Origin of the sequence: Yoonia sp. 208BN28-4 (genome assembly GCF_037543925.1) — a bacterium.
Taxonomy (GTDB): Bacteria; Pseudomonadota; Alphaproteobacteria; order Rhodobacterales; family Rhodobacteraceae; genus Yoonia.
The window spans coordinates 72,847-85,383 of the sequence record NZ_JBBIFY010000003.1; the positions used below are offsets into that span (position 1 = coordinate 72,847).

Genomic DNA, 12,537 nt, shown 5'->3' on the forward strand with positions numbered 1-12,537 from the left:
GTCAGACCTGATAGGCAAGCCAGTCAGCCACAGCGCGGCGGGCCGACGGATCACCGTTTGCGCGTGCTTCATCCATCACGCGGCGCACGTCGCCCAGATCAACGCGGCGCAGGACGTGCTTGACCGGACCCACCGACGCGGGGCGCATCGACAGGAATTTGAAGCCGAGGGCGGCAAATACCAGTGCCTCAACAGGGCGGCCCGCATCCTCGCCACAAAATGAAAGGCGCGTGCCCGCTTTTTCGCACCGCTCCACGACCAGAGACAGGAAATCCAGAAAACTGAATGACAGCGTGTCATAGCGTTTGCGCACGCGTTCGTTTTCACGGTCAGCGGCAAAGAAGAACTGTTTCAGATCGTTGCCGCCGATCGACACAAAATCGACCTCTTCGAAAAATGCATCCGGCGCAAAAGCCAGTGATGGCGTTTCCAGCATCGCCCCCACCTCAAGCGATGAGGGCAGAGGGTGGCCCAACACGCTTTCGCGTTTCTTGGCCTTTTCGATCTCGGCCTTGGCGGTGCGGAATTCCTCAAGCTGGGTGATGAAGGGGAACATCAGCGTCAGAGGACCACCGTTGGCGGCGCGCATCAGCGCCTGTAACTGCATCCGCAGCACGCCGGGCTTATCAAGTCCCACACGGATCGCACGCCAGCCCATCGCGGGGTTCGGCTCGTCGTTGGGCTTCATGTAGGTCAGCACTTTGTCGGACCCGATATCAAGGGTGCGGAAGGCAACACGTTTGCCTTTGGCGGCCCCCATCACGCGGCTGTAAAGTGCCACAAGTTCGGTCCGGCGGGGCATTTTGTTGCGGATCAGGAACTGCAATTCGGTGCGGAACAATCCCACGCCGGCGGCACCTGACCCTTCCAGCGAAGGCAGGTCGGCCATCAGGCCCGCGTTCATCGACAGTGTAATATCGGTGCCGCATTTGGTTAGGGCAGGCAGGTCGCGGATCGACGCATAGCGTTCCTGTGCCGCCGCCTGCATCGCGATCTTTTCGCGGAAAGCGCCTTGCACGGTTTCATCGGGGCGCAGGTGAACGATACCCTGATCGCCGTCGACCAGAATGGCATCACCATTCAACGCCTCGCGCACAATGGCCTTGGCGTTGATCACCAACGGAATGGCCCAAGCGCGGGCCACGATGGTGGCGTGACTGCCTACCGATCCTTCTTCCAGCACGATCCCCTTGAGCGCCTTGCCGTATTCCAGCAATTCACCGGGGCCGATGTTGCGCGCGACCAGAATCGGATTTTCGGGCAATTCGCCCCGATCAGCGCCTTGGCCGGTCAGGATGCGCAAAAGTCGGTTCGACAGATCATCCAGGTCATTGATGCGTTCGCGCATATAGGCGCTGCCAGCGCGGCTGAGCCTTGCGCGGGCAAGTGACTGTTCTTTCTCGACGGCAGCCTCGGCAGACAGACCATTTGATACATCCGCTTCCATCCGGCGCAGCCAGCTGCGCGAATTGGCAAATTCGCGGTAGGTATCAAGAATTTGGGTCTGTTCGTCGTTCATCCCGCCGGTGTCGGAGATCATGGATTCCACCGTGCTGCGCAGGCTTTCCATTGCATCGCGCAGACGGATCAATTCGCTTTCGGGATCGTCCGAAATCGGATTGGTGACCAACACGCGGGCCTCGTGCAGGTAAACCTGACCTTCAACAGCGCCTTCCTGCGCGATTGAGCCGCGAAACAGGCTGGGGCGCTGGTGCGGGGCTGTCAACGCGGCCCCTTCGCCCACAAAGGCACCCAGTTCGGTCATTTCGGCCAGCACCATGGCCACAACCTCGAGCGCGTAAACCTCATCGGCGGAAAACTGGCGCGCGGCTTTGGATTGCACGACAAGCACGCCCTGCGCGCTGCCAAGCCGCTGGATCGGAACGCCGCAGAACGACGAATAGCGTTCCTCGCCGGTTTCGGCCATGTAGCGGAAACCCTTGGCATTTGGCGCATCGGCGGTGTTGATGACGCGGCGTGACCGCGCGGTTCGGCCCACCAGACCTTCGCCCAGCTTCATGCGGGTCTGGTGCACGGCCTCGGCTTGCAGGCCTTGGGTGGCACAAAGTTCCAGCGTATCGGCATCACGAAACAGATAGATCGAGCACACTTCGGTGCGCATGGAGGACGCGATCAGTTGCACCACGCGGTCCAGCCGCTGCTGGCCTGCGCCGTCTTCGGCCAGTGCCATCCGCAACTTGCCCAGCAGTTTGCGGCTTTCTGTTTCAATCGATTGCGGCATGAGTTTTCCCCTTGGGTCTTACATACGTGTCCGGACGGGGTAGGGGAAGCGCGATTAGGGCGCAGGACGTGTCACATCCAGAACGATCTTGCCGATCAGGGTCTTTGCCATGAACGCTTGCTGTGCCGCTGCAATATCATTCAGGGGAAAAACTGCCGATACCAAAGGTTTGAGCGTGCCTGCCGCGATATAGGACACGATAGCGGGCAGAATATGCGCAGGCTGCGCCGTTGACCCGATTAGCGTCAGGTCCTTGAGGTAAAGCGTGCGCACATCAAGCGTGACCATCGGGCCTGCGATGGCACCGGACGTCACATAGCGGCCCTGCGGCTTGAGCGCGTCAAGAAGATCGGGAAAGCGCGCGCCTGCCACCAGATCAAGCACCACATCGTAGTGATTTTCCGGCAAGGGCGCGTCGTGGTCCAGCGTGTGATCCGCGCCAATGTCTTGCAGTGCGGCGGCCTTATCGGCTTGGGTCACGGCGGTGACGGTTGCGCCGCGCCGTTTGGCAAGCTGGATCAAGGCTGACCCCACGCCACCGGACGCGCCCGTGATCAAAACGGTCTCGGCGCCCAGATTACAGCGGGCCAGCATGCCCTCGGCAGTGGTGTAGGCGCAGGGGATCGAGGCCAGTTCGATATCGGTCCAATCGGCGGCGACTGTGATGGCGTCAAACGAAGGTGCCGCCATGTATTGCGCAAATGCGCCTTGCGTTTCAGAGCCTTGGGTCACCACCTTGTTGGTGCCGTCAGGCTGGGTCGTGTTGCGCATGGTGCGCGTCAGCACGCGCTGCCCGATCCGGTCGGCCGAGATGTTGTCACCCACAGCGACGATGTGACCGCAGCAATCGGCACCTTGGATGTGCGGAAATGTCAGCGTGTCACCGCTCCATGTGCCGTCTTCGCCAATGGCGGGACGCACATCATCGGACGTCGCAGCTGTCACAGACTTTGCGTACCAGCCAGTGCGGGTGTTGATATCGGTGTTATTGACGCCAGCCGCCGCCACGCGGATCAGCACATCGTCGGGGCCGACCTGCGGCACCGGCAGATCATCACGCCATTCCAGACAGTCCAGCCCGCCATAGCCCGTCAGGACCACGCCGGACATGACCGTCGGCAGGCTCATGCGGCTTTTTCAAGCTCGAACGCATCGTGGAGCGCCTGCACGGCCAGTTCCAGATACTTGCGGTCGATCAGCACCGAGATCTTGATCTCGGATGTGGTGATAACCTTGATGTTGATGCTTTCATCCTGCAGCGCCTTGAACATCTTGGCGGCGACACCTGCGTGGCTGCGCATGCCGATGCCGACGACAGACACTTTGCACACGCCGTCATCTGTCACCAGATCGTGGTAGTTGATCTCGCCCTTGGCCATCGCGTCGGCCACGGCCTTTTCGGCGCGCAAGACCTGATCGGTGGGGCAGGAGAAGGTCATATCGGTGCGACCTTCTTCGGAAATGTTCTGCACGATCATATCCACATTCACGCCTGCATCGGCCAGAGGGCCAAAGATTGCAGCGGCGATACCGGGGCGGTCGGCCACGGAAATGAGGGTCATTTTCGCCTCGTCACGGGAATAGGCCACACCGGCCACAGCGTTCTGTTCCATGATTTCCTCCTCGTCGCAGACCAGCGTGCCCGCTTTGTCCGACGGTTCTTCGAATGATGACAGCACCCGCAGGCGCACTTTGTAGCGCATCGCCAGCTCGACCGAGCGGGTTTGCAGGACTTTTGCGCCCAAGGACGCGAGTTCCAGCATTTCCTCAAACGCGATCTTGTCGAGCTTGCGGGCCTTGGATGTGATGCGCGGGTCGGTGGTATAGACACCGTCCACGTCTGTATAAATATCGCAACGCTCCGCGCCAAAGGCAGCGGCAAAGGCCACGGCAGTTGTGTCGGACCCGCCACGGCCCAGCGTTGTGATGCGGCCTTCGGGGCTGATCCCCTGAAAACCGGCCACGACCGCGACGCGCATGCCTTCGCCGAACTTGGCGGTGATGTTGTCGGTGGGGATTTCTTCGATCCGCGCGGAAGAGTGGGCGGATGTGGTTTTCACCGGCACCTGCCAGCCCTGCCAGCTGCGCGCAGGAATATCCATTTCCTGCAGGCGCAGGGCCATCAGGCCAGCGGTGACATTTTCGCCCGACGACACAATCGCATCGTATTCGCGTGCGTCATAAAGGGGCGAGGTGTCGTTGACCCAGCCGACCAGTTCGTTGGTCTTGCCCGACATGGCGCTGACAATGACGATGACGTCATAGCCGTTGGCCACTTCCAAAGCGACGCGCTTGGCCGCGCGGGCGATCCGGTCGAGGTTGGCGACGGATGTGCCGCCGAATTTCATCACGAGGGTGGGCATGGTCTGTCCTTGGTCAGGCTGCCTTTGTTTCCGCGTCTCTTAATCAGCTAAGTGACCCCACGCAATGCAGGTTTGACCAAAAGGAGCGTGCGCTGCGTGCCCGCACATCATTTTTTGTCCGCGCCGAGGCTGCCGGGACCGCACAGTTGGAGAGTGCGGAATGCGTATTTGGGGCAATCGAGCCGTCAATGAAACACTCCAGTGGAGTGTTTCCAGGTGAAGATGATGCAGGTCAGACCGCGTGGGGGCGCCCGTCCCAGTTTTCAAAGCAGCCGGTTTTGTCCAGCGACAGGTCTTTGAAACGTGCGATAAGGCCGCTTGCCGATGCCTCTGGCGTGATAGCCGCACTTTCGCCGCCCATATCGGTCTGCACCCAGCCCGGATGGTAGATGCCCACAGCGATGCCGTCCGGTTTGACGGTCTGTGCGACATTCATGCCAAGGTTCAGCACGGCGGCCTTGGAGGCACGATAGATGAACCCGTTTGTGCCCAGTTGCGTGCTGGACCCCAGCTGCGAGGAGATGATTGCGATCTTGCCTTTTGCGGCGCGCAGGTTGGGAAGCAGCGCCTGAATGGTGAGGAACACGCCGGTAACGTTGGTGGCAAATTCCTCCGCCCACATATCGGCGGGGTAGCCTGTCTCGATCGTTTCGTCACGGTCGATGAAAATGCCCGCATTGCAGACCAGAAGATCAAGCGGGGTATCGCCATATGCGGTCGCCATCGCCGTGACGGAGGCGGCATCGGCCACATCACAGGCCAGCAGATCGCCGGACGGATCGCGGGCTGTGCCACGTGCGGTCACGCCATCTGCATTAAGCTGCGCAAGCATTTCTGCGCCAATGCCGCGATTGGCACCTGTGATCAAAGCTGTTTTCATAGGTCAGTGCGCCTTTTTGCGGGGAATGAAAGGGAGCGGGAGGACAGGCACGCCATCCTCGATCAGTGATTTGGCCTCGGCACCATTGGCCTGTCCGTAGATCGGGCGTTCGGGGGCATCGCCCAGATGCATGGCGCGCGCCTCTGTTGCAAAGCGGTTGCCGACGTCATCGGCGTTTGCCTCGATCTCGGCGCGCAGTTTTTCCAGCGGCGCGGGCGCGGCTTTGGGTGCTTTGGTGGCCGTCACGGTCGGGGCCATCAGGGACTTGCTGACCGTGCTGGACCCGCAAACTGCGCAACTGACCATGCCAGCCGCCGCCAGCGTGTCGTAGGCGGCAGAGGACTGGAACCAGCTTTCAAAGGCGTGGTCGTTGTCACAGGTAAGATGGTAGCGGATCATACCCCTAAGATAGAGGGTGCGCGCAGACCCGCAAGCCTAGCTGCGCGACAAAAGTGCCGGATCAAAGTCCCGCAGGATTTGCTGAAGTGCCGGCTCTGCGACCTTTGTTGCGGCTTTTGCGGGCGTGAACCATTTGCGGCGGCGCTGGTCCTTTTCGGGCCAGTCACTGTGCACGTTCTTGACCTTTACAGGGTAGACGAGGACCAGAATGGGCAGTGGCCGTTTTTTGATCGGTTTGCGGTAGCTGTAGACGCCTAGACATGTGTTTGATGCCTTGCCTGTTAGACCGGCTTCTTCCCAGGCTTCGGTGGCGGCGGCACTTGCGGGGGTTTGTTTGTGCATCGGCCAGCCTTTGGGCACGATCCAGCGTTTGGTATTGCGGCTGGTGATTAGGCAGACCTGCACCTGCTTGCCCTTCACGCGCCAGCACAGGGCGGCGAATTGCGTGCGCACATCTGTCTTGGCAGCCCCGCGCAGGTGCAGGGGCCGGACCTTTGGTTTGGTCTTTGTGCGTTTGGCCATGGGTTTCGGGCTGCTCGGCGCTATTGTTGGTTTTATGCAAGTAACGTCACATGATGACGCCTCTGTGGCAAGAGGTGCCCCGCGTCTGATCGGGGCAGAGATTTACCGCACATCAAGCTATGGTGCCGCCCATCCGTTGCGGGTGCCGCGCGTGTCGACGGTGCTTGATCTGGTGCGGGCGCTGGGCTGGCTGCCGCCCGCGCGGTATCTTACATCGCCTGTGGCGAAACCGGCAGCGCTGACAAGCTTTCACACGCCGCGCTATCTGGCGGCGCTCCAAGCGGCAGAGGCCACGCAATCGGTGAGCGATGAGGTGCGCCAGCGGCATGGGCTGGGCACGCCGTCCAATCCCGTTTTCGCGGAAATGTATCGCAGGCCAGCCACGTCAGCCGGGGCGGCGATGCTGGCGGGTGAACTGGTGGCGCGTGGCGGGGTGATTTACACGCCTGCGGGTGGCACGCATCACGGCATGCCTGATCGCGCGAACGGGTTTTGCTATCTCAATGATCCGGTGCTGGCGATCCAGTCGCTGCGGCGCAACGGGGCCACACGGGTGGCCTATGTGGATATCGACGCGCATCACGCGGACGGGGTGGAGCATGCCTTTGCCGATGATCCGGATACCTTGCTGATATCGGTACACGAGGAAAACCGCTGGCCGCGCACGGGCAAGATCACGGATCGCGGAGTCGGGCAAGTGTGGAACGTGCCGCTGCCGCGTGGCAGCAACGATAGTGATACGGCGCTGGTGCGCGACGCGGTGATCCTGCCCGTCGTGCAGGCATTCGCGCCTGATGCGATTGTGCTGCAATGCGGGGCCGACGCGCTGTTGGAGGACCCGCAGTCGGGGCTTGCGATGTCGAACAACGCGCATTGGGCGGTGGTGCGGGCGCTGATGGCGCTTGCACCGCGCTACGTGGTGCTGGGCGGCGGCGGTTATAATCCGTGGTCGGTGGGGCGCTGCTGGACAGGCGTCTGGGCGACGCTGAATGGCTATGAGGTGCCGGACCATTTGCCTGATGCCGCGCAATCCGTGCTGCGGGCGCTGCGATGGGACGGGCAAAAGCGCGTGAAACTCCCGCCCGACCATTGGATTACGACCTTACAAGACGCCCCGCGCGACGGCCCGATAGCGGATGATGTGCGGACCCGCGTTCAGACATTGCAGGCGCGGATGGGTGCTTGGGTGTGATGCGGGCTTGCCTGTGCTGCGCGGGGCGCGGATAAGTTGACACGATGAAACAGCTTTTTGCCATTTTGCTGATGCTTTGCGCGGCACCTGTACGCGCGGACGATCTGGTCGTCTTTGCCGCAGCAAGCCTGAAAGGGCCGCTTGATGCGATAGCGGCGGATTTTGGCGGCGTTGTGGTGTCTTACGCGGGCAGCGGCACCATCGCGCGGCAGGTCAGCTTTGGCGCGCCCGCCGATGTTGTGCTGCTGGCGAATGTGGCGTGGATGGATGACCTTGTGGCGCGGGATGCCGTAGACCCGACCACCGTGGTGGATTTTGCGAGCAACGCGCTGGTGATCGTAGGCCAAGCCCACGCCACACCGCTGGACCTGACGCCGGATGCGCTGATGGCGGCACTTGGCGAAGGGCGGCTGGCGATGGGCAATACTGCATCGGTGCCTGCAGGGATTTACGGCAAAGCGGCCTTGGAACTCCTCGGCTTGTGGGCGGTCGCCGCACCCCGACTGGCCGAGGTTGAAAACGTGCGCGCGGCGCTGGCGCTGGTGGCGCGCGGCGAGGTGCCATTGGGGCTGGTGTATCAAAGCGATGCGCGGGTGGTGCCAGACCTGCCAGTGGTCGCGCAGTTGCCTGCGTCGGCGCACCCCACAATTCGCTATGTCGGTGCTGCAGTGTCGGACGATCCCCATGCCAAGGCGTTCTTGGCGGCGGTTGTCGCTGCGGAAGATACGTTGACCGCCGCAGGCTTTTGCCCTGTCGGGGGCTGCGCGGAATGACGTGGACGCCAGAGCTTTGGGGCATTGTCGCCTTGTCGCTGAAGGTGGCGTTGTGGGCCACTATTGTCGCCTTACCGTTTGCGGTGGCCGTCGCGTGGCTTTTGGCGCGCAAACGGTTCTGGGGCTGGCAGATCGTGAACGGGTTGGTGCATTTACCACTGGTCCTGCCGCCGGTCGTCACAGGCTATCTGTTGCTGGTGGTGTTCGGGCGGCAAGGGGCCGTGGGCGCATGGCTTTATGACCTGTTTGGCATCACGCTGGCGTTCCGCTGGACGGGGGCGGCGCTGGCGGCGGGGATCATGGCGTTCCCGCTGATGGTCCGCGCGATCCGGCTTGCGATCGAGGCCGTCGATGAAGGGTTGGAGGATGCCGCCGCGACCTTGGGCGCATCGCGCTGGCGGGTGTTTCGTACGGTTACAGTACCGCTCATCGCGCCGGGGATCATCGCGGGCGCTGTGCTTGGGTTTGCCAAGGCGCTGGGCGAGTTTGGCGCGACGATCACATTTGTCGCGGCGATCCCCGGACAGACGCAAACCATTCCGTCAGCGATCTACGGCCTGTTACAGGTGCCGGGGCAGGAAGGGGCCGTGCTGGCCCTTGTTGCCGTGTCGATCATCTTTGCAATGGGCGCGCTGATCCTGTCGGAATGGCTCGCGCGGCGGGTGCGGTCATGACGCTCGACGTGCACATTCAGGGCCGCTTGGGCGCTACGCAATTTGATGCGGGCTTTGTGGCTCCTGTCGGGGTCACCGCCCTGTTCGGACCATCCGGCGCGGGCAAGACAAGCATCGTGAACGCCATCGCGGGGCTTTGGCGGCCAAAGACAGGGCGCATCGCGCTGGGCGATCAGGTCTGGTGTGACAGCGCAAAAGGTCTTTGGACGCCGCCGCACAAACGCCGCGTGGGCTATGTGTTTCAGGATGCGCGGCTGTTCCCGCACCTGAGCGTGCAGGACAACCTGCGCTATGGCGGCCAACATGACGAGGCGGCGCTGGTTGAGCTACTGGGATTGGGCGATCTGCTGACCCGCAAACCGGCCAGCCTGTCAGGGGGTGAGGCGCAACGGGTGGCGCTTGCCCGCGCCTTGATGCGACGCCCCGACCTTGTGCTGATGGATGAGCCGCTGGCGTCATTGGACGGGCCGCGCAAGGCAGACATCCTGCCGTATCTGGAACGTTTGCGCGATGAAACGCAGGTGCCGGTGATCTATGTCAGCCACGCGATGAACGAGGTCACGCGACTGGCCAGCTATATCGTGCTGATGCAGGCGGGCCGCGTGGTGCAGGCCGGTCCGGTGACACAGGTTCTGGGTGATCCGGCCCAGGCGCATCTGCTTGCGCGAGGTGATCGCGGGGCGTTGCTGGACTACACGATCACGGCGCACGATGCGGATGACATGGTGACAACACTGACGTTCAGTGGTGGCACGTTGACGCTGGCGGGGCAGATTGGCACGGTTGGCAACAGAATGCGGCTACGCGTGCCGGCCCATGATATCATCCTGTCGCTGAGGCCGCCCACGGGGCTATCGGCGCAAAACGTGCTGCCTGTCACCGTGACAAGCGTGCATAGCGATACGCAGGGTGGTGCCGCCATTGGACTACAGGCCGGTAACACCGCACTTTGGGCGGGGATCACGGCAAAAGCCGCGCGCGAACTGGATTTGCAACGCGGCCAGCATATCTATGCGATCATCAAGGCAACGGCGGTGGCACCAGCCTGATGCACCGCTTGTCGGACGCGGCAGAACGGCATATGTGCGTCTGATTGCGCAGCACAAGCGACGGATGAGTGGAATGAAAAAGCTATGGGCATGGCGGTTTGACGTGTCGGTCTATGTGTTCGCACTGGCCGTGGCACTGCTGCATCTGGGCGTTTTCCAGCATCCGCTTGTGGGCTATGCGCTGTCGGTGTCCGACGCGGGATCAAACGCGCTGGTCAATGTGATATCGCTTCAGGTGCTGCAAATCGCGCTGATGGTCAGCTTTCTTTTGCTGCTGGCGGCGGTGTCGGTGACGCTGGCCAAGATCGTGGCGACCGCATTTGTCATCACGAACGCCATCGCGCTTTATTTCATGCGGACCTACGGGATTGAGCTGGATATCTCGATGATCTCTAACATTCTTGGGACAAACACGCGGCAATCATTTGATCTGTGGCACTGGCATATTGCGGTGTATTTTGTGGTGCTTGGTCTGCTGCCCGTCATCGCGATCTGGAAGGCCCGCATTCGCCGCCCGCGCTGGTTTGCGTCCCTTGCGGCCTCTGTCGGTGTGTTTGCCGCACTGCTGGCGTTTCTGTTCGCCACGTCATTCACATGGCTCTGGTATGACGCCCATGGCACGCGGTTGGGCGCACGGATTTTGCCGTGGTCCTATGTCGTGAACACAGGCCGCTATTACAACAAAAAGGCCAAAAGCAATCGCGAGCAGGAACTGCTGCCCGATGCGACCTTCACTGGCGCGGCACCTGCGGGCAAAGACATTGTCGTGCTGATTTTGGGCGAGGCTACGCGGGCTGCCAACTATGACTGGTATGGATACGAGCGCGATACCACGCCCTATACCGACGATAAGGATCTGGCGATCTTTCCCTACGGCGATGCGTGTTCCACCAACACCATCGGCTCAATGGCGTGCATTAATACCCATGAAGGGCGCGAGGCCGGATCGCGCACCGGATACGAACCTTTGGTCAGCTACATGACGCGCCACGGGGTCGAGACGATCTACCGTACCAACGGCGCGGGCGAGCCGCCGTTTAACGCCACCAGCCTGATGCGCGGCAGCGAAGTTGTGGCTGAGTGCGCAGGCGACGATTGCCCTGATCCCTATCTGGACGGCGCGCTGAACTATAAACTGGGCGAGGCGCTGGACGCGTCAGAGGCGGATCGCATCCTTGTGACGTTCCACCATACCGGCAGCCATGGCCCGCGCTATTCCGAGAAATACCCCGAAGCGTTCGAAGTTTTCACGCCAGTGTGCAGAACCGTGCAGGTGGCCGAGTGTGACCAGCAGATCCTTGTGAATGCCTACGACAATACGCTGGTCTATAACGACTATCTGATGGCCGACCTGATCGATCAGCTTGATCGCATCGATAACGCCAATGTTGTGCTGATCTATGTGTCCGACCACGGGCAATCGCTGGGCGAGGGGGGCATGTATTTGCACGGCGTGCCGCCCGCCATTGCCCCTGCCGAACAATTCGAAGTGCCGTTCTTCATCTGGATGAATGATGCCTTCAAACAATCACGCGGGCTGACCACAGACGCGATTGTCACCGATGTCACCTATCCGCATGATTTCCCGTTCCATTCGGTCATGGGTGCATTCGGAATGAGGAGCGATATCTACAAGCCCGAATACGATGTCTTTAACTCCGAAGTGCAAGCTAACTAACTAAGTCCTCGGCCAGCAGCCACTTGAAGAACACGGTCGCGACCACAGCGGCAATCAGCTGCACGATGATGAACGCCACCACATCGGCGGGTGCGATGCCTGCAAAGGTGTTGGAAAAGCCGCGCGCGATTGTCACCGCAGGGTTGGCAAAGGATGTGGATGACGTGAACCAATAGGCGGCCGTGATATAAAGCCCCACCGCCATGGGAACCGCCTGCGGGCGGGCCTTGATACAGGCCAGAATGGTGCCAACCAGACCAAAGGTGGCCACAAATTCCCCGGCCCACTGGCCCACGCCTGTGCGTGCGGTCGTTGAGGGATCAAAAAGCGGATGTTCAAACATCACGTGCGCGGCCAGCACACCAAGGATGCCGCTGGCAATTTGCACCATCACAAAAAGCACCGCATCCGGCACGGTGATTTCACGGCGGATCGCAAATGAAAGCGTGACAGCGGGATTGAAGTGCGCGCCCGAAATCGGGCCGAAGATTGTGATCAGCACCACGAGGATCGCGCCTGTGGGGATCGTGTTACCCAGCAAAGCAACCGCGATATTCCCGCCTGCCAGACGCTCTGCCATGATCCCCGAGCCCACAACTGTGGCCAGCAGGAAAAACGTGCCAAGGGCCTCGGCCATGAGGCGGCGGTCAAGTGTCATCAGGAAGGCTCCGGTCTGAATTGTCAGGCCACAGTCGGCTAGGACATTGGCGGCGTTGGGTCAAGATTGTGCGGCCACCCTTGCATCCCAATGTAACAGAACAAAGA

Annotated in this window: 12 protein-coding genes; 5 read left to right on the forward strand and 7 right to left on the reverse strand. The window is 61.3% G+C overall.

Annotation, left to right across the window (positions count from 1 at the left end; translation table 11 throughout):
* Position 1: 1 nt before the first annotated feature.
* From ptsP to V8J84_RS10570, 6 genes are all read right to left on the reverse strand, one after another.
* Positions 2-2,242, reverse strand: coding sequence for a phosphoenolpyruvate--protein phosphotransferase (gene ptsP / locus V8J84_RS10545; protein ID WP_339930853.1), 2,241 nt, complete (start codon positions 2,240-2,242; stop codon positions 2-4).
* A 54-nt stretch (positions 2,243-2,296) separates the two neighbouring features.
* Positions 2,297-3,370, reverse strand: coding sequence for an alcohol dehydrogenase family protein (locus tag V8J84_RS10550; protein ID WP_339930855.1), 1,074 nt, complete (start codon positions 3,368-3,370; stop codon positions 2,297-2,299).
* Positions 3,367-4,605: an aspartate kinase gene (locus V8J84_RS10555; RefSeq protein ID WP_339930857.1), complete on the reverse strand. Its 1,239-nt coding sequence runs from the start codon at positions 4,603-4,605 to the stop codon at positions 3,367-3,369. The genes V8J84_RS10550 and V8J84_RS10555 overlap by 4 nt, the downstream gene beginning before the upstream one ends.
* A gap of 232 nt (positions 4,606-4,837) precedes the next feature.
* Positions 4,838-5,485, reverse strand: a complete 648-nt coding sequence (locus tag V8J84_RS10560) for an SDR family NAD(P)-dependent oxidoreductase (protein WP_339930859.1) — start codon at positions 5,483-5,485, stop codon at positions 4,838-4,840.
* A 3-nt stretch (positions 5,486-5,488) separates the two neighbouring features.
* On the reverse strand, positions 5,489-5,884 hold the full coding sequence (locus V8J84_RS10565; RefSeq protein ID WP_339930861.1) for a DUF1178 family protein: 396 nt from the start codon (positions 5,882-5,884) through the stop codon (positions 5,489-5,491).
* A gap of 36 nt (positions 5,885-5,920) precedes the next feature.
* Entirely contained in the window at positions 5,921-6,406 is a 486-nt protein-coding gene (locus tag V8J84_RS10570) for an NUDIX hydrolase (protein WP_339930863.1), read from the reverse strand.
* Positions 6,407-6,440: 34 nt separating this feature from the next.
* Between V8J84_RS10570 and V8J84_RS10575 the strand changes: the two genes are divergently transcribed.
* From V8J84_RS10575 to V8J84_RS10595, 5 genes are all read left to right on the forward strand, one after another.
* Entirely contained in the window at positions 6,441-7,598 is a 1,158-nt protein-coding gene (locus V8J84_RS10575; protein WP_339930865.1) for an acetoin utilization protein AcuC, read from the forward strand.
* A 44-nt stretch (positions 7,599-7,642) separates the two neighbouring features.
* Complete coding sequence (gene modA, locus V8J84_RS10580; protein ID WP_339930867.1) at positions 7,643-8,371, forward strand: molybdate ABC transporter substrate-binding protein; 729 nt, start codon at positions 7,643-7,645, stop codon at positions 8,369-8,371.
* Positions 8,368-9,045, forward strand: coding sequence for a molybdate ABC transporter permease subunit (modB, locus tag V8J84_RS10585; RefSeq protein ID WP_339930869.1), 678 nt, complete (start codon positions 8,368-8,370; stop codon positions 9,043-9,045). The genes modA and modB overlap by 4 nt, the downstream gene beginning before the upstream one ends.
* The gene (gene modC, locus V8J84_RS10590) at positions 9,018-10,094 is read left to right on the forward strand and encodes a molybdenum ABC transporter ATP-binding protein (RefSeq protein WP_339930871.1); all 1,077 of its coding nucleotides are present in this window, start codon (positions 9,018-9,020) and stop codon (positions 10,092-10,094) included. The genes modB and modC overlap by 28 nt, the downstream gene beginning before the upstream one ends.
* Before the next feature lie 73 nt (positions 10,095-10,167).
* A complete protein-coding gene (locus V8J84_RS10595) occupies positions 10,168-11,772 on the forward strand; it encodes a sulfatase-like hydrolase/transferase (protein WP_339930874.1) in 1,605 nt (534 codons plus the stop codon).
* Here the strand turns inward: V8J84_RS10595 and V8J84_RS10600 are convergent.
* Positions 11,765-12,430: an MIP/aquaporin family protein gene (locus tag V8J84_RS10600; protein WP_339930876.1), complete on the reverse strand. Its 666-nt coding sequence runs from the start codon at positions 12,428-12,430 to the stop codon at positions 11,765-11,767. The two genes, V8J84_RS10595 and V8J84_RS10600, sit on opposite strands and share 8 nt — an antisense overlap.
* Positions 12,431-12,537 lie beyond the last annotated feature (107 nt).